The 18,814-nt window shown below is 62.1% G+C and carries 18 protein-coding genes; 6 read left to right on the top strand and 12 right to left on the bottom strand.

What is annotated here, in order from left to right:
• Window positions 1-9 precede the first annotated feature (9 nt).
• The gene (locus QD208_RS13725) at window positions 10-915 is read right to left on the bottom strand and encodes a LysR family transcriptional regulator (RefSeq protein WP_279837144.1); all 906 of its coding nucleotides are present in this window, start codon (window positions 913-915) and stop codon (window positions 10-12) included.
• Window positions 916-1,109: 194 nt separating this feature from the next.
• On the opposite strand from QD208_RS13725, the gene mgrA reads away from it, so the two are divergent.
• Window positions 1,110-2,138, top strand: a complete 1,029-nt coding sequence (gene mgrA / locus QD208_RS13720; protein WP_213114295.1) for an L-glyceraldehyde 3-phosphate reductase — start codon at window positions 1,110-1,112, stop codon at window positions 2,136-2,138.
• 111 nt (window positions 2,139-2,249) lie between these two features.
• Here the strand turns inward: mgrA and xylB are convergent, their stop codons facing one another.
• The 10 genes from xylB to QD208_RS13670 form a co-directional block, all read right to left on the bottom strand.
• Window positions 2,250-3,767, bottom strand: a complete 1,518-nt coding sequence (gene xylB, locus QD208_RS13715; RefSeq protein ID WP_279837143.1) for a xylulokinase — start codon at window positions 3,765-3,767, stop codon at window positions 2,250-2,252.
• A gap of 24 nt (window positions 3,768-3,791) precedes the next feature.
• Window positions 3,792-4,493, bottom strand: coding sequence for a nucleoside/nucleotide kinase family protein (locus QD208_RS13710; RefSeq protein WP_346428201.1), 702 nt, complete (start codon window positions 4,491-4,493; stop codon window positions 3,792-3,794).
• A gap of 59 nt (window positions 4,494-4,552) precedes the next feature.
• A complete protein-coding gene (locus QD208_RS13705) occupies window positions 4,553-5,398 on the bottom strand; it encodes an L-iditol 2-dehydrogenase (protein WP_279837142.1) in 846 nt (281 codons plus the stop codon).
• Window positions 5,399-5,419: 21 nt separating this feature from the next.
• Window positions 5,420-6,130 carry an HAD family phosphatase gene (locus QD208_RS13700; RefSeq protein WP_279837140.1) on the bottom strand — a complete coding sequence of 237 codons (711 nt, stop codon included), beginning with the start codon at window positions 6,128-6,130 and terminating at the stop codon, window positions 5,420-5,422.
• Window positions 6,131-6,171: 41 nt separating this feature from the next.
• Entirely contained in the window at window positions 6,172-7,419 is a 1,248-nt protein-coding gene (gene ugpC / locus QD208_RS13695) for a sn-glycerol-3-phosphate ABC transporter ATP-binding protein UgpC (protein WP_279837139.1), read from the bottom strand.
• Between the two features lie 221 nt (window positions 7,420-7,640).
• Window positions 7,641-8,528, bottom strand: a complete 888-nt coding sequence (locus tag QD208_RS13690; protein ID WP_199852368.1) for a carbohydrate ABC transporter permease — start codon at window positions 8,526-8,528, stop codon at window positions 7,641-7,643.
• 28 nt (window positions 8,529-8,556) lie between these two features.
• On the bottom strand, window positions 8,557-9,444 hold the full coding sequence (locus tag QD208_RS13685; RefSeq protein ID WP_279837137.1) for a sugar ABC transporter permease: 888 nt from the start codon (window positions 9,442-9,444) through the stop codon (window positions 8,557-8,559).
• A 233-nt stretch (window positions 9,445-9,677) separates the two neighbouring features.
• Window positions 9,678-11,021 carry a sugar ABC transporter substrate-binding protein gene (locus QD208_RS13680; protein ID WP_279837136.1) on the bottom strand — a complete coding sequence of 448 codons (1,344 nt, stop codon included), beginning with the start codon at window positions 11,019-11,021 and terminating at the stop codon, window positions 9,678-9,680.
• Window positions 11,022-11,896: 875 nt separating this feature from the next.
• A complete protein-coding gene (locus QD208_RS13675; RefSeq protein ID WP_279837135.1) occupies window positions 11,897-12,853 on the bottom strand; it encodes a sugar-binding transcriptional regulator in 957 nt (318 codons plus the stop codon).
• A 182-nt stretch (window positions 12,854-13,035) separates the two neighbouring features.
• Window positions 13,036-13,629, bottom strand: coding sequence for a Yip1 family protein (locus tag QD208_RS13670; protein ID WP_082388794.1), 594 nt, complete (start codon window positions 13,627-13,629; stop codon window positions 13,036-13,038).
• A 321-nt stretch (window positions 13,630-13,950) separates the two neighbouring features.
• On the opposite strand from QD208_RS13670, the gene QD208_RS13665 reads away from it, so the two are divergent.
• A complete protein-coding gene (locus QD208_RS13665) occupies window positions 13,951-14,964 on the top strand; it encodes a TRAP transporter substrate-binding protein (protein ID WP_279837134.1) in 1,014 nt (337 codons plus the stop codon).
• Between the two features lie 168 nt (window positions 14,965-15,132).
• A complete protein-coding gene (locus QD208_RS13660) occupies window positions 15,133-16,131 on the top strand; it encodes a TRAP transporter substrate-binding protein (protein ID WP_279837133.1) in 999 nt (332 codons plus the stop codon).
• Window positions 16,132-16,239: 108 nt separating this feature from the next.
• Here the strand turns inward: QD208_RS13660 and QD208_RS13655 are convergent, their stop codons facing one another.
• The gene (locus tag QD208_RS13655; RefSeq protein WP_279837132.1) at window positions 16,240-16,878 is read right to left on the bottom strand and encodes a LysE family transporter; all 639 of its coding nucleotides are present in this window, start codon (window positions 16,876-16,878) and stop codon (window positions 16,240-16,242) included.
• Window positions 16,879-17,214: 336 nt separating this feature from the next.
• Between QD208_RS13655 and QD208_RS13650 the strand changes: the two genes are divergently transcribed.
• The 3 genes from QD208_RS13650 to QD208_RS13640 are packed head-to-tail and all read left to right on the top strand — an operon-like array spanning window position 17,215 to window position 18,735.
• On the top strand, window positions 17,215-17,730 hold the full coding sequence (locus QD208_RS13650; RefSeq protein WP_279837130.1) for an HIT family protein: 516 nt from the start codon (window positions 17,215-17,217) through the stop codon (window positions 17,728-17,730).
• The gene (locus QD208_RS13645; RefSeq protein WP_279837168.1) at window positions 17,705-18,073 is read left to right on the top strand and encodes a hypothetical protein; all 369 of its coding nucleotides are present in this window, start codon (window positions 17,705-17,707) and stop codon (window positions 18,071-18,073) included. The genes QD208_RS13650 and QD208_RS13645 overlap by 26 nt, the downstream gene beginning before the upstream one ends.
• 26 nt (window positions 18,074-18,099) lie before the next feature.
• On the top strand, window positions 18,100-18,735 hold the full coding sequence (locus QD208_RS13640; protein WP_279837129.1) for a hypothetical protein: 636 nt from the start codon (window positions 18,100-18,102) through the stop codon (window positions 18,733-18,735).
• Window positions 18,736-18,814 lie beyond the last annotated feature (79 nt).

Below are 18,814 nucleotides of genomic sequence, written 5' to 3'. Positions count from 1 at the left end.
GTCTTTCCGTCACGCACCGCGAGGCGGCATGGCGGCTTCCACCGCGGCCATGAAGGCGCGCAGCTTGCCCGACTGCGGCAGGCGCTGGGGATAGAGCATGTAGATGCTGTTGGGTTCACCTTCCTCATGCGCCAGCAGACGCACCAGACGGCCCTCGGCCAGCTCACGGTCGACCAGGTAATGGGCGACCCGGATGATGCCGGCATGACCCAGCGCCTGCTGCTTGAGCAGGCGGTGATCATTGATGGCCAATCCCCCCGCGAGACTGACCTCACCACTGGCCAGCGGCCAGCCGGACTGCCCCGACCAGACGTGGCAGCGATGATCGCCAAGCGCCGCGGCCGTGTGCGGCGTGCCATGCGCGGCAAGATACTCGGGCGAGGCGCAGCAGCAGTGGACGTAATCGAGCAGGCGACGCGCGATCATGTTGTCCGGTGGCGTGCGCGTGGCGCGAAATGCCACATCAAATGGCTCACGGGTCAGGTCATGGCTCTCGTAACTGACGTCCAGACGCAGCTCGACCGCCGGATGGCGCGCCTGAAAGGCATTGCAGACCTCGACCAGATAACGCTCGGCGAACAGCACCGGCGCCGTGATGCGCAACACCCCGCTGTAGCCCTGACGCTCAGGCTCACTCGTCTGCTCCAGGTCGTGTTCAAGCTCGCGCTCCAGTGCCAGCAACTCGCCATGCACCGACTGCATGCGCTGGCGAATGCGCTCGCCCTCCTCCGTGAGACGTACCGCCCGCGTGGTGCGGATCAGCAAGGGCGCCCCGATGTCCTGCTCCAGCCGCCGCACCTGCTCGGAAAGATGAGCACGCGACACGCCCAGCGCCTTGGCCGCCCGGGTGAAGCTGAGGGCTTCCGCCACCTGAGCGAACAACATCAGTCGCTCCACCTGCTTGTGATGCCGCATCCTGCCTGCTCCTCGTGTCAGTCACCCGAAATTTCAGTGATCGAGCCTGCCACAGCATTGTCCGTTCTGGCGAACAATCTATTCGTTCGCATGTGCTTATCAGACCTGCAGACGCGACCTAGACTGAAGGCGTCATCCGATGTCACCTCACCTCTGTGAGACATCGACGCCTCCACTCGCGAAAGGACTCCGCCATGCGCTATACCCCGGCTGAAGATCGCTACGAACGCATGCACTACCAGCGCTGCGGCAAGAGCGGCCTCAAACTGCCCCGCCTGTCACTGGGGCTCTGGCACAACTTCGGCAACAACGCCCACGAAGACAATGCGCGCGCCATCTGCCAGACCGCCTTCGATCTGGGCATCACCCACTTCGACCTGGCCAACAACTACGGGCCGCCGCCGGGCAGCGCCGAGGAAATGTTCGGTCGCATGCTCAAGCGCGACTTCGCCGGCTACCGCGATGAGATGGTGATCTCCACCAAGGCGGGCTATCACATGTGGCCTGGCCCCTACGGCGAATGGGGCAGCCGCAAGTACCTGCTCTCGAGCCTGGATCAGAGCCTCAAGCGCATGGATCTCGATTACGTCGACATCTTCTATTCGCACCGCTTCGATCCCGACACGCCGCTGGAAGAGACGATGGGGGCGCTGGACAGCGCCGTGCGCTCCGGCAAGGCGCTCTATGCGGGCATCTCCTCCTACAATGCCCAGCGCACCCGCGAAGCCGCCGCCATCCTGCGCGAGCTGGGCACGCCGTGCATCATCCATCAGCCCAGCTATTCGATGATCAATCGCTGGATCGAGGAAGACGGCCTGCTCGACACCCTCGATGACGAGGGCATCGGCTCCATCGTGTTCTCGCCGCTGGCCCAAGGCGTGCTGACCAACAAGTATCTGGGCGGCGTGCCACAGGATAGCCGTCTGGCACGCGGCGGAGCGATCAAGGAAGACCACCTCACCGAGGACAATCTGGAGCGGGTGCGCGCCCTCAACGCCATCGCCGAGCGCCGTGGCCAGTCGCTGGCCCAGATGGCCCTCGCCTGGGCGCTGCGTGGCAACCGCGTCACCACCGCACTGATCGGTGCCAGCCGTCCGGAGCAGGTCAGCGATTGCGTCAAGGCGCTGGATCACCTCGACTTCACCCAGGCCGAGCTCGACGAGATCGACCGCTACGCCATCGATGGCGGCGTCAATCTATGGGCGCGCTCGTCCAATGCCTGAGCTCGTGCCTGAGCCGCGACTGATGCAATGAAGCGCGTGAAACACATCGCCCCCGCCGAGTGAGACTCGACGGGGGCGATGTGTTTGGCGTGACATGCTGATGTATTGAGCTCAGCCGCCGGCGGCAATGCCGTGCTCGCTGGCCAGCAGCGCGCGGTAATCGGCGTAGCCCTTGCGGTAGGCGGCCACTCCTTCGGTCTGGGGCCGGGCGAGTGTCGCGTGATCCAGCGCGACCAGCCGCTCGCAGAGTTGCTCAAGCGTCTCGCCGTGGCGGCCTTGCCCCTCATTGCCTGACTGGCCCAGACACCAGCCCGCCTGAATCGCGGCGCCCAGGGCGGCGGCCTCGGTCACCTGCGGGCAGACCACCTCGAGGCCGAGAATGTCCGCCAGCATCTGACGCCACAGCGGACTTTTGGCGCCACCGCCCACCAGGCGGATCTGGCGCGCCTCATTGCCCAGCGGCCCCATGCACTCGAGTGCGTAGCGCAGGCCGTAACTTGCGCCTTCCATGGTCGCGCGACACAGGTTGGCCGAGGTGGCATTGCGACTGTCCAGCCCATGGAAACTGGCCTGGGCACGCGGCAGCATCGGTACGCGTTCGCCATTGAAGAACGGCAGCACCTGCACGCCCTCGGCCCCGCGCGGGGCGCTTGCCACCTGGGCGGAGAAGGTGGCGATATCGAAGCCGAACATCTCGCGTACCCGCGTGGTCGCCGATGTCACATTCATGGTGCACACCAGCGGCAGCCAGCCACCGTTGCTGGCGCTGAAACTGGCCACCTGAGGATCGCAGCCGGCTGGATAGTCCGCCGACCAGGCGCACACCGTGCCGGAGGTGCCCATGCTGAGCGTCACCCGCCCCGGCGCGATGTTGCCGGTACCGATGGCACTCATCATGTTGTCGCCGCCGCCGCTGGAGACGATGACGTCGTCACGCAGCCCGAAGCGCGCGGCGATCTCGGGGCGAATGCGCCCGGCCGGCTCGTGGGATTCGATCAATCGGGGCAGCACGCGCCGGGCGTCAAGCTCCGGGGCGATCTGCGCGAAGACATCCTGATGCCAGCAGCGCCGCCGCGTATCGAAATAGCCGGTGCCCGAGGCATCGCCGTATTCGGCGACGCGCTCGCCGGTCAGCCAGAAGTTGAGATAGTCATGCGGCAGCAGGATGCTGGCGATGCGCTGGTAGCGCTCGGGATGCTGCTCACGCAGCCAGGCGAGCTTGGAGGCGGTGTAACCGGTCTGCAGCACCAGGCCGAGCGTCTCCAGACAGCCCGCCTCACCTCCCAGCGCCGCGATCAGTGCGGCATTGTGCTCGCTGGTCTCGGTGTCACACCACAGCTTGGCCGGATGGAGCGGCACACCGGCCTCATCCAGCACCACCATGCCATGCTGCTGACCGGACACTCCGATCGCCGTGATGCGCTGCGGGTCCAGCCGCGAGGCGGCCAGTGCATCAGCGAAGGCGCCCTCAAGCGCCGCCACCCAGTCCTGCGGGTCCTGCTCGCGGCGTCCGTTGGCACCTTCCTGCAGCGCATGACTGCGCTGGCCCTGGGCCACGATGCTGCCGCAGGCCGGATCGACGATCACCACCTTGGTACTCTGAGTCCCACAATCAACGCCTACCCACATGGGGCTCTCCCTGCCATCCGTCATTCAGCTGTCTTCCCCATCGGGGCCGATGGGGGCATTCGCGAGGCGCCAACGCCAGTCGGCGTTGAGCGAGTCCTGCTTGATCAGGTGCGCGTTGAGCATGTCCTTGTGATGGGTGCGCTCGTGGGCACCGCGGGCATCCTGGCCCATCTCGCGCCAGCGATGCAACAGACGCGGCACCAGCACCTCATCCTCGATATCCAGAAAGATGCTGATGTCGAACAAGCCGAGCAGCGCGTCCCAGGGCGCGTGGCGCAGCAGCAGATAGTTGCCCTCGACCAGCACGATGCGATGGTGGGTCTCGACCACGCGGCCACCGGCACGTGCCAGGTCCAGCGGGCGATCGAAGACCGGCACGGCGACCGGGCCATCATCGGCGCGCACCCTGACGAGATCATGATAGAGCCCGCGCGCATCGAAGGTCTCCGGTGCGCCCTTGACGTAGAGCAGGCCCTGCGGCGCCAGCACGGCGTTGTCGTAGTGATAGCCATCCATCGGCACCACCACGGCGATGCCTGATTCCAGCGCATTGAGGGTCTCGCACAGGGATTCCGACAACGTCGACTTGCCCGCCGCCGGCGGGCCGGCGAGGGCCACGATGGTACGTGTGCGCTGACTGGAGGCGTGTTCCGCCAGCACACGGCTGGCCATGTCGTCCAACGAGGGCGACATGTGGGCCAGGCGAGAATCGGGTAAAGATGTCACGTGACTACCTCATTCATGGATGCGCACCCTTGCAGCGGGACGGAAGGTGTCTCTCATCCTTAGCTCATCCAGTTGCCACCGTCGACATTGAGTGTCTGGGCGACGACGAAATCGCTGTCTTCACAGGCCAGAAATACCGCGGCGCCGGCGTGGTCATCCGGCAGCCCCATGCGTCCATAGGGTACCGCCTCACCGACCAGACGTTTCTTCTCGCCCAGCGGGCGCTGTTCATGATGGGCGAACAGCGCATCGACCTGATCCCACATCGGCGTGTCGACCACGCCCGGCGCGATGCCATTGACATTGATGCCATGGCGGATGAGATCAAGCCCGCAGGACTGGGTCAGGCTGATCACGGCGGCCTTGGAGGCACAATAGGCGCTGACCAGCGCCTCGCCGCGTCGTCCGGCCTGCGAGGCCATGTTGATGATCTTGCCGCCCTGCCCGCGCTCGACCATCGTTCTGGCCACCACCTGCAGGGTGAAGAACAGCCCTTCGACATTGACCGCCAGCTGGTGGCGCAGCATGCCCTCGCTGACCTCCAGCACCGGCGCCATGGCGAAGACGGCGGCATTGTTGACCAGGATATCGATCGGCCCCAATTGTGCCTGCACGCATTCCAGCATGCTCTGACGCGAGACGCTCGACGTCACGTCCAGCGTCACCGCCAGGACGCGCGCCTGCGGCCCGGCCTGCTCGCGCAGCTGCTGGGCGGCGCGCTCCGCCGCCTCACCGTTGATGTCCGCCAGCGCCACATAGGCGCCTTCGGCGACATAGCGGGTGGCGATGGCCAGGCCGATACCGCCCGCAGCGCCGGTGACCACCGCCACCTTGCCGGCGAGTCGGGCGCTGCGCGGCGAGGTCAGCGGCTCACTATTATTGGCCGACTCGGATAGCGTCTGCATGCTGTCACCCCCTGACGGTGCTCATGTGGCGCTCAGGTCGCTGGCCTGACCGATACGCAGCTGACTGATCAGAGCGCTGACCTCCTCCATGCTCGCACGGCTCTGCCAGGCACCCGCCTCCAGCTGACGCTGGGCGTGGTCCGGCGGAATATGCCCGGCGCCGGTGAAGCCGATCACGCGCAGACCGGCCGCGACCGCCGCGCTGACGCCGGCGAGGCTATCCTCGATCACCACGCACTGCTGGACATCGCGCCCCAGCTGACGCAGCGCCAGCTGATAGACGTCCGGCGCGGGCTTGGGTCGCGCGACCTGCTCGGCCGTGAAGAGCGGCACCGAGCCGAGCCAACGATCCAGACCGGTGGCGGCCAGCGAGGCGCGCACCCGCCGCTCGGCACTGTTGGAGACGATCGCCACGGCCACGCCATTCGCCAACAGTCCGCCAAGCAGTTCCGCCATGCCGGTGATGGGCGCAAGTTCCTTCGCCAGACGTGACTCGATGGCGTGGTCGATGCGCTCCATCGCCTGCGGCGGCAGGGTGTGAGCGCTCATGGCCTCCAGATGGCCAAGGATGGCCTCGGTGGTCATGCCCAGCGCCGCGCGCAGCTCAGCCTCGGTGTCGAGGTCCGGCAGCCACTCACCCAGCTGACGCGACAGCTCCTCCTCGGCCAGCACTTCGCTGTCCACCAGCACGCCGTCACAATCGAAGATCACCTGCTGCAAGGGTGTACTCATCTCATCATCCTCTCTGGCTTCCCGATTCGCGGCTGCCCGATTCATGCGCGGGCTTCCTGTGCGGCGCTGGCACTGGACAGGGAATTGTCCTGACGCGTCAGGCTGGTCAGCGGGTGACGGTTGAGATTCTGCAGCGCCAGCCCTTCACGGGTGAAGAGGTGCGCACGCTCGGTATCGAAGCCGTAGCGGATGCTGTCACCCACGCGGCTGTTGACGTCGCCATCCGCCATCAGGATCCAGCCGCTGTCGGACTGCTCGTCGGACTTGAGGCCGCCGATCGGCGTGTCGCCGGAACCATCCGGAGTCGCCAGGTACAGGGAGGTCACCCCGCCCAGACGCTCGATGACCTGAACCTGGCCGCTGAACGGGCCTTGCTCGTCGAGCATCAGGTGCTCGGGGCGCACGCCCAGCGTCAGGCTGTCGCCGACGATGACCGAGGCACCATCCTCGGTCTGGCTCGCCACCGGAATCAGGCGTTCGCTGCCATCGGGCAGGCGCACCGTGACGCCCTCGCCGGCCACACCAGTGACGGTGATGTCGAGGAAGTTCATCTTCGGCGAGCCGATGAAACCGGCCACGAAACGGTTGCGCGGGTGATGGTAGAGCTCCATCGGCGAGCCGACCTGCTCGACCACGCCGCCCTGCAGCACGACGATCTTGTCGGCCATGGTCATGGCTTCGACCTGGTCGTGGGTCACGTAGATCATGGTCGCCTTGAGCTCGGCATGCAGGCGCGCCAGCTCGATGCGCATCTGTACACGCAGCGCGGCGTCCAGGTTGGAGAGCGGCTCATCGAACAGGAAGATGCTCGGGTTGCGCACGATGGCGCGGCCGATGGCGACACGCTGACGCTGGCCACCGGAGAGCGCCTTGGGCTTGCGGTCCAGCAGCGGCCCGAGCTGCAGCACCTCGGCGGCGGCGTTGACCTTCTCGGCGCGCTCTTCCTTGGAGACGCCTGCGAGCTTGAGGCTGAAGCCCATGTTCTCGCCCACTGTCATGTGCGGGTAGAGCGCGTAGCTCTGGAATACCATCGCCAGACCGCGTTCGGCCGGGCCGATGTCGTTCATGCGCTGGCCATCGATCAGGATGTCACCGGAGGTCGCGTTCTCGAGACCGGCGATCATGCGCATCAGCGTGGACTTGCCGCAACCGGACGGGCCGACGAAGACCACGAATTCCTGGTCCTTCACTTCCAGATCGACTCCCTTGATGACCTGGGTGGTGGAGGCGCTGGCGCCGCTGCCGGAGGTGAATTCCTTGACGATGTTCTTGAGCGTGAGTGTGGACATGGGAAGTTTCCTTATCCGCACCTGCCCGAGGGCAGGTGATGGCAAATTTGGGTGGCATGGCAAGGGTGCAACATGCGTGTGGCTCTCGGCCGCCTGCGCTGATCTGCTATCAGTCAATGTTCATCAGGCAATGTTCATCAGCCAATGTGGCGCAGGCGGCGTACCTCTCTGTGGCTTTTGCGTCTTGCGTGTGCGTCCTGCATGTCTCTGACTGGCGCGGATTACTTGACGGCGCCGAAGGTCAGGCCGCGTACCATCTGCTTCTGGGTCATCCAGCCGAAGATCAGGATCGGCGCGATGGCAAGCGTCGAAGCCGCGGACAGCTTGGCCCAGAACAGTCCTTCAGGACTGGAGAAGGAGGCGATGTAGGCGGTCAACGGCGCGGCGTTGGAGGTGGTCAGGTTCAGGCTCCAGAACGCCTCGTTCCAGCTCAGGATCACGCACAGCAGCCCGGTGGAGGCGATGCCCGGCAGGGTCAGCGGCAACAGCAGGTGGAAGATTTCCTGCAGGGTGCTGGCACCATCCATGCGACCGGCTTCGAGGATGTCCTTGGGGATGTCCTTGAAGAAGGTGTAGAGCATCCAGACCACGATCGGCAGATTCATCAGCATGTAGATGATGATCAGGCCGGTACGGCTATCCAGCAGGCCCAGATCGCGGAAGATCAGGTAGACCGGCAGCAGCACGCCCACGGACGGCAGCATCTTGGTCGACAGCATCCACAGCAATGTCCCCTGAGTACGCTTGGTGGGCAGGAAGGCCATCGAGTAGGCGGACGGAATCGCGATCAGCAGCGCCAGCAGCGTTGCCCCGAGCGAGATCACCACACTGTTGAGGGCGTACTTGAAGTAGTCCGCACGTGCCTGGATCTCGATATAGCCCTCGACGCTGGGCGTGAAGAACAGGCTCGGCGGCGTGGCGATCGCCTCGGCCTCGGTCTTGAAGCTGGTGAGGATCATCCAGAAGATCGGGAAGAACATCACCAGCGCGATGGTCCAGGCCACCAGGGTCAGGACAAGCTTCTTGTTGATCACGCTGCGGCGCGCGCGACTGGCGCTGACGGCAGCGCTGGCGGCGGCCACGGAATTGGAAGTTGAAGTCGACATCATTGAGTCTCCCTGTGCTGAGCGCTTGTCATCAGTTCTCGAGATTCTTGGCGACGGTACGCACCAGGAAGAAGGCCACGATATTGGCCAGGATGATGGCAATCACGCCACCGGCGGAGGCACCACCCACATCGAAGTCCAGCAGGGCGCGGATGTAGATCAGGTACGCCAGGTTGGTCGAGGCAAGCCCCGGACCACCGGAGGTGGTGACGAAGATCTCGGCGAAGATGGTCAGCAGGAAGATCATCTCGATCATCACCACGACGCTGATGGCACGCTTGAGGTGCGGCAGGGTGATGTAGAAGAAGATCGCCACCGGCCCTGCCCCGTCCATGCGCGCCGCCTCGACCTGGTCGTCATCGAGTGACTGGATGGCGGTCAGCAGGATCAACACCGCGAACGGCAGCCACTGCCAGGTGACGATGATCACGATGGAGGTCAGCGGCAGGCTGGCGAACCAGTCGATGGCCGGCAGACCGAACAGCCCGGCGACCCAGGCGAGAATGCCGTTGACCGGATGCATAATCATGTTCTTCCACACCAGGGCACTCACGGTGGGCATGATGAAGAACGGCGCGATCACGAACAGGCGCGCGACGCCGCGGCCGAAGAATTCCTGCTGCAGCAATACCGCCAGCAGCGTGCCGCCGACCACGGTGGCGACCAGCACCCAGCCCACCAGCAGCAAGGTGTTGCCCATGGCGGTCCACAGGGACGGGTCGGTCAGCAGGTAGTAATAGTTGTCGACGCCGGCGAAGCCGGACACCGACGGCATCATCAGGTTGTAACGCTGGAAGGAGAACCACAGGGTCATGACCAGTGGTACCAGCATCCACATCAACAACAGGCTTACGGCTGGGGCTTGCAGCGACAGGGTTCGCAATCCCCCGACGGTGCGTCCGGATGCTCTCGTGCGCATGGTGAGTCCTTCGATACGGTGAGGAAGTCAGGCAATGCGGTGGGCTTCAGGCCGAGGCTCCCCGTGCCACGCCGCGAGGGCGTTGCAGGAGTCTCGAGAGGAAGGGGGTACCGCGGGTGCCGGACGGGGCTCCCGCCGTGCTTCGAGTCAATTACGATTGAGGCTCAAGGCAAGGCGGGAGGCCGTTGCAACGTTCAGATCAGATCGGTTGGGATCAGACCGGCTGAATCAGATCAGTAGCCCGACTGGCGCATGGTGCGCTCGGTGGAACGCTGGGCGGAGGACAGTGCCTGCTCGACCGACATCTGGCCGGCCAGCGCCGCGGCGATCATCTGACCCACCTGGGTACCGATGGACTGGAATTCCGGAATGGTCACCATCTGCACGCCGACATAGGGCACCGGCTCAAGCGTCGGGTCAGTCGGGTCGGCACTGGTAATGGCGTCCATCACGAAGCCGGCGAAGGGTGCGGCGTCCTTGTAGGACTGGTTCTCGTAGGTGGAGACACGGGTGCCCGGCGGGATGCTGGCCCAGCCTTCACGCTCGCCGACCAGGTTCACGTATTCCTGGGAAGTGGCCCAGGTGATGAAGGTCTGGGCGGCATCCTTGGACTTGGAGGATTCCGGAATCGCAAGCGCCCAGGACCACAGCCAATGCGAACCCTTCTCCGTCTTGGCGATCGGTGCCGGCGCGAAGCCCAGCTTGTCGGCCACGGAAGATTCCTTCGGGTTGTAGAGCTTGCCGGCCGCCGAGGTGGCGTCGACCCACATGCCGCACTTGCCGCTGGAGAACAGTGCCAGGTTCTCGTTGAAGCCGTTGGAAGTCGCCCCCGGCGGGCCGTACTTGCCCATCATGTCGACGTAGAAGTTGATGGCCTCGCTCCAGGCCGGGGAATCCAGCTGCGGCTCCCACTCCTCATTGAACCAGCGACCGCCGAAGCTGTTGACCATGGTGCCCAGCACCGCCATGTTCTCGCCCCAGCCCGGCTTGCCGCGCAGGCAGATGCCATAGACGCCTTCATCCGCGGAGTTGAGCTTGGCGGCCCAGTCGTTGACCTGGCTCCAGGTCGGCTGCTCCGGCATCTCGATACCGGCCTGCTCGAAGAGGTCCTTGCGGTAGTAGAGCATGGAGCTTTCGCCATAGAACGGCAGCGCGTAGAGGCCTTTCTTCTCGCCTTCGGTCACGCTCAGACCATCACGCACCGGCTTGATCAGGTCATCGACCTGATAGTCCTCCGGCAGGTTGTCGAGCTTGGTCAGCCAGCCATGCTTGGCCCAGATGGGCACTTCATAGGTGCCGATGGTCATGACGTCGAACTGGCCACCCTGGGTCGCCACATCGGTGGTCAGACGCTGGCGCAGCACGTTCTCTTCCAGAACCACCCAGTCGAGGGTGATGTCCGGATGCGCCTTCTCGAATTCGCTGGTCAGGCTCTGCATGACCACCATGTCGGCGTTGTTGACGGTCGCGACGGTGATGGTCTCGGCGCTGACCTGAGCGCTGAGCGGCGCCAGGGCAGCGACACTGGCGAGCGAGAGCAGATGACGGCGGGGCTTGGTGATGTGAGGTAGGCGCATGAGGGCACTCCATCGGGGCGTTATTGGCATTGTTCTTTTCGAGGGCAGCGGCGCCTTGGGCACCGATACCTTCCCATCAACCGGCTTGGTGAAAGGATGTCCTAGCGAGACATCGCGACGCAAACACGTTCGATCAAAACGTCATTCAGTGAACAAATGATCGGATCAGACCTGTAAAAAAGCAAACCCTGAAGCGCTATACCTTGGGCTATACAACCTTGGGATCTGATCCTTTGGGTGTAGGCCACAAGGCGGCATGGCCACTGAGCTTGCGTGCAATTCAGCATAGACAGATATTAGCGTTAAACGAAACAACGCAGACCACGATTGCCGCCCCGATTATTTATCATTGAGGCGAACAAACGCACTCGATTGTCAGACAAGAGAAGTCAGTGTTCGCCCTGAAAGTCGTACCTCCTACGCGAGGATGGGAGAACGAAGGGGAAATAAAGAGAGAACAAAGAGCGAACCAAGAGAGAGCAAAGAGAGAGCAAAGGGCAAGAAAAAACGCAGGTATCGCGGAGAAATAGCAAAGGAAGGGCGAAGGAGTGACGGAGAAATAGCAGAGCAATAGCACCGGGAAGGTAACGGGACGGCTGGGCCTCACGCGAGCATCGCGCGGGCAACGACAATGCTGAACCCTGACCACGATAACGACACCGCGAACGACACCAAGAACGACACCAGGAGCAAGGCCTGGCCATACGCCCCGCCCTGCTCCCGATGACTCGCTCGGCGCCTTGTACGGCGCCTTGTGCAGACTGTATCCACAAAAGCCTGTCATCGGGAGCCGATCGTCAAGCGCAAGCCATCAGCAGAAAACCATCAGGCTGCAGGCATCTCGATGAAGCCATACGAAGACGGCAGTTCTCTGCTCACTCCTTGAGGGCCGCGCAGACCCGCTGGGCAGCCACCTCATCGATGATCAGCCCCTGCAGCCAACCACCGCGCAACGCACTCAGGATGGCCGGCACCTTGTCGTGCCCGCCCGCCAGCCCGATCAGCGGCTGCGCCTTGAGCGAGGTCAGCGGCACACTGGTGATGCGCTGCGCCAGCGGGCAATCGATCAGCCGGCCATGGGTGTCCAGCGGCCAGCCCATCAGCTCGCCCACGGCACCGACTTCCATCAGCTCATCGCGCTCGGCGGCGCTGATGAACTGATCCTGGAACAGCGTCGCCTGGGCATCGAGACGCCCGATGCCGATCATGCCTACATCGGCCTCACAGGCAACCTTGAACACCGCCTTGACCAGATTCTGCCCCTGCAGCGACTCCTTCTCCTCGATGCTGGCCGCCACCACGGGCGCCGGCAGCAGGAAGCGATCAGCGCCGATCTTGTCCGCCAGCAGCATCACGCCGTCATAGCGGTTGGAGGAGCCATCCAGCGCCACATTGCCGACCAGCGACACGATGCGATGCTGGGGGCGCTCGCTGCGACTCAGCGCTTCCACCGCCGCGCGCACCGCACGCCCGGTGCTCAGCGAGATGGTCTGTGGCTGCTGGCGACCGATATAGAACGCCAAGCGTTCGGCACCCGCCACCGCCAGATACTCCGCGATGCTCTCCGGTGACTGGGTGTCAGAGGGCACCACATCGCAGAAGCTCAGCCCGAAGTGCTCCACCAGCGTATCCGACAGCGCCATGCTGCTGGCCACGGGATGATCGATGGAGATCTTGACCAGCCGCTCCTGACGCGCCAACGACAGCAGGCGCTGCACGCCGGGGCGCGACACCCCCAGCTGAACCGCGATGTCGTCCTGGGTCCGTCCACCGACATATGACAACCATGCAGCCCGCGCAGCCTGCTCCAGTCGCTGTTCAAACTTGTCCATGCGCTTTCTTCCACACTGTCGATTGAGTCCAACACTTTCCACGCCGCCGCCACCGAGCACAAGTGCCACGCGCCAACCCGCGCGCAAAACGACAACGCCCCGCCGATGAAGGCGAGGCGTCGCAGAGGCGCTTTTCTCGCGCCGATGGCATCAGCTGACTGACGCCGATGTGTCGCGAAGGACTACATGAACCAGCGTGCGCCATACCCCCACAGCAGCACGGTGACCGCCAGCAGGCCCTCGAGAACCAGCACCCCGATCCCCAGTGTCGACCCGGTGACGAGGAAGCCTTCCTTGTTGGAGATGTCGAGCAGTGGCGGAATGCCCAGATACAGCAGGTATGCGCTGTAACACAGGCCAATGGTGCCCGCGAGGATACACACCCAGATGACGGGATAGAGCGCGACCAGCCCCGCGAGGAACATCGGCGTGGCGACATAGCCCGCGAAGATGATGCAACGCCGGCGGCTGGGGTGCCCCGAGAAACGCTGCGAGAGCATGTGAATGACAGTGCCCATGAAGCCGATCGCTGTCAGTATGGCGATATAGAACGCGATACCGGCGAAGAAGGCATCCAGTGGCTCCAGAAGAATGGCGTGGCCTTCCGTCAGGCTCCAACCGAACTGCGTGGTCCCGATATAGGCACAGATGACAGGCACCAGCGCCATGAGCAGCACATGATGTGCGTAGAGGTGGGTGATGGATTCGTGTTCCTTGCGGATGGTCTGCCATTCCCGTTGCGGATGCGCCATCAAGCCCCATACGTGGGTCAGCATGTGGTCTACCTCCCGTTGACAGTCGTCGACAATCCGGCCATGCGGTCCCGGCGCGGAGTTCGTGTCAGGGCAGTTGCACAGCCATGTTCTGAGCGTAGACCACATTGCGCCAACTGGCAGTTCAACGCCCGTTGCCCTTCCCGAATCGTGCCGGTGCAGGCGTGAAACAGGCCAACGAGGGAAGCGTTGACCGGGACAGCGACAGCACGCCCTGCACTTTTGAGGGATACTTGATTTACCCCTATGGATGGATGACGACGAATGCCAATCGGACAGCGTAGCGACATGAAGGCAGTGCTTGTCATGCAGGGAGTACACGACATGAAGAGAATGTTCGGCATCAAGAGAGCGCTCGGCGTGGGCTTGGCGCTGGGGCTTTCCGCCCTGGGCACGCCCGCCCAGGCGGAGCCTGTCGAGCTGACCATGAGCCGCGAATACGGCCCCCAGACCATGATGGGCCAGCGCGCCCAGCAGTTCGTCGATCAGGTAGCATCGCTCAGCGGGGGCGAGCTCGCGATCACCTTCGGAGAAGGCCCGCTGAGTCGGCTGCGCTCGGTGAATCACCTTGAGGCCATCAACGCCGGCATCATCCAGCTGGCCGATTCGCACAGCGGCGCGCTGGCCGCCGAGATGCCGCTGTTCGGCCTCAGCTCGCTGCCGACCCTGGTCGATGACCCACATCAGGCGCGCGAGCTCTACCGCCTGGCGCGCCCCAGCTATGAAGCGCTGCTGGAAGAGCATGACCAGATTCTGCTCTACGCCCTGCCCTGGCCGCCCAGCGGGCTGTGGTCGCGCAAGCCGATCACCACACGCGATGACCTCCGGGGCGTGCCCGTGCGGGCCTACGACCGCAATACCCAACGCGTGCTGCTCAACCTTGGCGCCATCGCCACCGTGCTGGGCTGGGAGCCGATGCAACAGCAACTGGCCGAAGGCCGTATCGAGGCGGTGATGACCTCGGCCCTGGGCGGCCTGACGGCGGAGCTCAACCGCACGCTGGATCACTACACCGCGCTGCAATACGCCATGCCGCTCAATATCGTTCACATGAGCCGGTCACGCTTCGAAGCGCTCGACGACACCCAGCGCGAGGCCCTTCTCAGCGCCGCGACCGAGATCGAAGACACCAGCTGGAACGCCATCGCCAGCGTCCTGGAGCAGACCCATGCCCAGCTGGAAGAGGCCGGCGTGACGGTCAGCAATCCGCTCTCGCCCGAACTCAAGCGCTCACTGGCACGCGCCAGTGTCAGCGTGATCGAGAGCTGGCGCAGCAAGGTTGACCTTGAGGAAAGCGAACTGCTGGATCGCTATCTCGCACAACGCGATGCCCTCTGAGTCAGGCACGCGCCCACGTCACCGACCTTGGCCATGACGGCCACCCCACGCGGCAACCTCTCCCGACAGCGCAGGGAAAATGCGCGACGTCACGATTCACCTGAGCATAAACGCAGGCATGCACTACCCTAGCGGGCAAAGGTCAATGACAAAAAGAAAGGATTCCCCATGACGTCTTCCTCACGCATTTCCGCGCTGTTGTCCGCTGGCCTGGCCACGGCAGGCCTGATCAGCGCACTCAGCGCGCACGCCCAGACGACCCTCAGCATGAGCAGCGATTACGAGCCCGACACGATGATGGGCCAACGCGCTGCCGAATTCAGTCAGCAGGTCGCCAGCCAGTCCGAAGGCGACCTGACGCTGACGCTGCGCTCGGACATTCGCTCCGCCAGTCACCTACAGGCCACCGCCGGCGGTGTCATCGACATCGCCGCGACACTCAGTGGCGCGCTCGCCGAGGAAGCCCCCTTCTTCGGCATCTCCTCGCTGCCGGCGATCGCCTACGACCTCGATGAAGCTCACCGCCTGTACGTGGTCGCGAAGCCGCGCTACGAGGAACTGCTCGCCGAGTACAACCAGATCCTGCTGTATGCCCTGCCGTGGACGCCCAGCGGCCTGTGGTCGAAAGCGCCCATCGCTGACGGTGATGACCTTAAGGACATGCCGATCCGCACCTACGACCGCAACACGCAGCGTGTGCTGCTCAACCTAGGCGCGGCGCCTCAAGTCATGAGCTGGGGAGAGCTCAAACCCCTGCTGCCCGGTGGCAGCATCCACGGCGCGCTGACCTCCGCGATGGGCGGTGTCAGTGCCGAGCTCTACCGCTACATGCCCCACTTCACCACGCTCAACTACGCGATGCCACTCAATATCATCCACATGAATCGCGATAGCTTCGACGACCTGACAGAGGCGCAGCAGCAGGCGTTGATCGATGCCGCGCATGCCGCCGAGTCTGCCGGCTGGACGGCCACCCACAGCGTGCTGGACGAGGCCTACGCCACTCTGCAGGAGAACGGCGCGAAGCTGATCACGCCGGCCCCGCCTAAGTTGCAGGATGCCCTCGAGGAAGCCAGCCAGCATGTGGTGGAAAGCTGGAAGCAGAAGGTCACCAGTGAGGATCGCGAACTGCTGACCCAATATCTCGAATCACGTCCTGAGCGCTGAGCCCGAAAGCACTGATGATCGTCAGGCTCCAGACACGACAACGGCACCCTCGGGTGCCGTTGTCGTCTTCGTGCGCTTCACGTCTTGTGCAATAGAGCGGGGCTCGGCTCAGCGATGCGACGCCGCCAGCCCCGCGCCGGCCACGACGAACAGACTGCCCGTGGTGCGATTGAACAGCTGCACGCGCCGGTGGCTATCAAACCAGCGACTGATGCTGGAACCCGCATGGGCGTAGGTGCTCATCGTCAGCAGGTCCACCACCAGCCAGGTCAGCGCCAGTACCACGAACTGGGGCAGCTGCGGCTGGGCCATATCGATGAAGTTGGGAAACAGCGCGCCGAAGAACAGCAGGTCCTTGGGGTTGCTGATCCCGATACCGAAGCCCTTGCGGCACAGTTGCCAACGCGTGGCTCGGGCGCGCATCTGCCCGTCTTCCCCCACGGCGTCGAACACCACCGGCTGGGATGGCGCCCGCCAGGCCTGAATGCCCAGATAGATGAGATAGAGCGCCCCGACGATCTTCAGCACCAGAAACCCCGTCTCGGAGGCCGCCAATGCCGCGCCGAGGCCCAGCGACGACAAGGCCATCAACACCAGTGACGCCGCCGCCCCGCCCGCCACCGTCGCGAACGAGCGGCGTCGGCCGTGGCGCAGGCCATGATCCATGCACAGCAACGCAAACGGTCCGGGAAAGGTGATCAAGGCGGTGATGACGCTGACATATGCCAGCCAGACGGTGAGTTCCACTGGGGTTCCTTGTCGTTCAACGAGTGACGAACTGCTGAAAGGTGACCTGCCAATATCGCGGCTCTCCGCCACGTCAGCAACACTTTTCGCACCGATCGACTCGGCAAGACATCTGCTCCCCTCCTTGAGCATGTTGTTGCTGCCGATAACCACTTCTGCGGGGGCTGCCTGGCATTGACAACCAGCCTCCATCACACTTCACTCATGCAAGGAGACTGCCGAGCGCTATTCACAAGGGGCCTGCTCACAAAAGCTCTGATCACAAGGGCTCCGATCACAGAACTCTGCCCCAGAATCAGGACGAATCTGGCGACACTTAACTACCAGGGAAGAACCATGAGTGACTGCGTGTTTTGTCAGATCGTTGCGGGCCACAGTCAAAGCCATGTCGTGGCCGAAGATGAGCACTTCCTGGCCTTTCTCTCCATCTTCCCCTCTACTCCGGGCAACACGGTCGTCATCCCCAAACGCCACCTTGGCAGCTGCGTGTATGAACAAGACGATGAGGTGATTCTCGGCCTGATGCGCTTCACGCGCCGCGTGGCGCGCAAGCTCGACGCCTACTTCGGGATAGCACGCACCGCCATCATCTTCGAAGGCTACGGGGTCAACCACCTGCACGCCAAGCTCATCCCGTTGCATGGCACACAGCCAGGCGAATGGCAGGCCAGAAACTCGAAGATGAAGTACTACATGACCGAATACGATGGCTACGTCGTCAGCGCCGACGGCCCGCGCGGGGGCGATACGCAACTAGCGACACTGGCGAAGAACATACTAACTTGGCAAGTTCAATGTAAAAACATGAAAACAAATCACCTACTAGATGAGAGCTCTACCACGCAAAGTTAAACAGTTAGCAACAGATCAGCTAAAGAAATTACAAGGAGATAACAAATTGCCCAGAAGAACAACAGCTTTCATTTTAAATACACTTTTCCTAAAAGGTGGCTTGGCTGTTATCACCTTACTTACGCTACTGCTTATTTATGGAAAGTATAATGGCTATCATGTAGCATATGAATCGGAAGAGTGGAGCAATTTTGGAGCATATCTCGGTGGCATATCAGCCGCAGCCACTTTTATAATCGCCCTCATTACAGCAAGCATACTTTTAAAGCAGGTATCAGATCAAAAAGAAGTTAACAACTTTGATAGGCTTATAAAGCATCGAACTCTTTTTTCGAAGCAATAGACAATTTTATATCGTCTCATAAAAACATGTCTCTCTCCAACAAAGATAAAACATATTACGAATTCTTCCCTGAGAACAAAGTTACTCACCTATCCTTACTATTAGACCCAATTAAAACCCCTAAGCTACAAAAGCTATTCAGCTTGATAAGGCATGATGATAAGGATCAGGCAAAGAGGATTTCAAATACACAAAACGCAATCCGTGAGTTAATAGAAATAAATAGTTTTCTAGGAATTCAGAGAAAAGAGGATATACCAGGTGATATAATATTTCATGGCCACAACTATGGAGCAAATATCTTTGATATCAACAACACTTATATAAGCTGCTTAAAATATCTAAATTGCCTAGACGCATTTTTTGAGACAAGAGAGCTAGTGCCTTCGCAAGTAAAGAGATATACCAAACCTCAATTGGGAACGATAATTAATGATATCGCTCACATGAGTCGCAAAAATGAAGAAGTATATATATACTCCGATGAAACAACTTACGGCACAGTAGTAAGCTTGTATTTACATCTCATAAAAAACCATCAAGAAGAACATGATTTACTTATATCTGCTTGTGAAAAATATATTGATGGCTCGAACAAGAGTTTATCTTTAGAGAGCAAAAACCAATATTTATCTGAGATACATCTTGGCTGCAGATTCTGAGTGCAACACCTGAGTTTCCCTGTAAGGGAAACACTGCACAAATCCTGCCGTTGGTGCCTGATCGCCACCGACGGGGTAG

It is taken from the genome of Cobetia sp. 29-18-1 (genome assembly GCF_029846405.1).
In the GTDB taxonomy this organism is placed as follows: domain Bacteria; phylum Pseudomonadota; class Gammaproteobacteria; order Pseudomonadales; family Halomonadaceae; genus Cobetia; species Cobetia amphilecti.
The sequence above is the reverse complement of the archived record's forward strand: the minus strand, read 5'-3'. Positions and strand labels throughout refer to the sequence as shown.

Excerpts from the sequence above, each read along its gene's own strand:
- QD208_RS13645 (WP_279837168.1), top strand. The coding sequence starts at position 17,705 with ATGAGAGCTCTACCACGCAAAGTTAAACAGTTAGCAACAGATCAGCTA.
- ugpC (WP_279837139.1), bottom strand. The coding sequence starts at position 7,419 with ATGTCCACACTCACGCTCAAGAACATCGTCAAGGAATTCACCTCCGGC.
- QD208_RS13675 (WP_279837135.1), bottom strand. The coding sequence starts at position 12,853 with ATGGACAAGTTTGAACAGCGACTGGAGCAGGCTGCGCGGGCTGCATGG.
- mgrA (WP_213114295.1), top strand. The coding sequence starts at position 1,110 with ATGCGCTATACCCCGGCTGAAGATCGCTACGAACGCATGCACTACCAG.
- QD208_RS13685 (WP_279837137.1), bottom strand. The coding sequence starts at position 9,444 with ATGCGCACGAGAGCATCCGGACGCACCGTCGGGGGATTGCGAACCCTG.
- QD208_RS13725 (WP_279837144.1), bottom strand. The coding sequence starts at position 915 with ATGCGGCATCACAAGCAGGTGGAGCGACTGATGTTGTTCGCTCAGGTG.
- QD208_RS13650 (WP_279837130.1), top strand. The coding sequence starts at position 17,215 with ATGAGTGACTGCGTGTTTTGTCAGATCGTTGCGGGCCACAGTCAAAGC.
- QD208_RS13690 (WP_199852368.1), bottom strand. The coding sequence starts at position 8,528 with ATGATGTCGACTTCAACTTCCAATTCCGTGGCCGCCGCCAGCGCTGCC.
- QD208_RS13640 (WP_279837129.1), top strand. The coding sequence starts at position 18,100 with ATGTCTCTCTCCAACAAAGATAAAACATATTACGAATTCTTCCCTGAG.
- QD208_RS13665 (WP_279837134.1), top strand. The coding sequence starts at position 13,951 with ATGAAGAGAATGTTCGGCATCAAGAGAGCGCTCGGCGTGGGCTTGGCG.
- QD208_RS13670 (WP_082388794.1), bottom strand. The coding sequence starts at position 13,629 with ATGCTGACCCACGTATGGGGCTTGATGGCGCATCCGCAACGGGAATGG.
- QD208_RS13700 (WP_279837140.1), bottom strand. The coding sequence starts at position 6,130 with ATGAGTACACCCTTGCAGCAGGTGATCTTCGATTGTGACGGCGTGCTG.
- QD208_RS13705 (WP_279837142.1), bottom strand. The coding sequence starts at position 5,398 with ATGCAGACGCTATCCGAGTCGGCCAATAATAGTGAGCCGCTGACCTCG.
- xylB (WP_279837143.1), bottom strand. The coding sequence starts at position 3,767 with ATGTGGGTAGGCGTTGATTGTGGGACTCAGAGTACCAAGGTGGTGATC.
- QD208_RS13660 (WP_279837133.1), top strand. The coding sequence starts at position 15,133 with ATGACGTCTTCCTCACGCATTTCCGCGCTGTTGTCCGCTGGCCTGGCC.
- QD208_RS13680 (WP_279837136.1), bottom strand. The coding sequence starts at position 11,021 with ATGCGCCTACCTCACATCACCAAGCCCCGCCGTCATCTGCTCTCGCTC.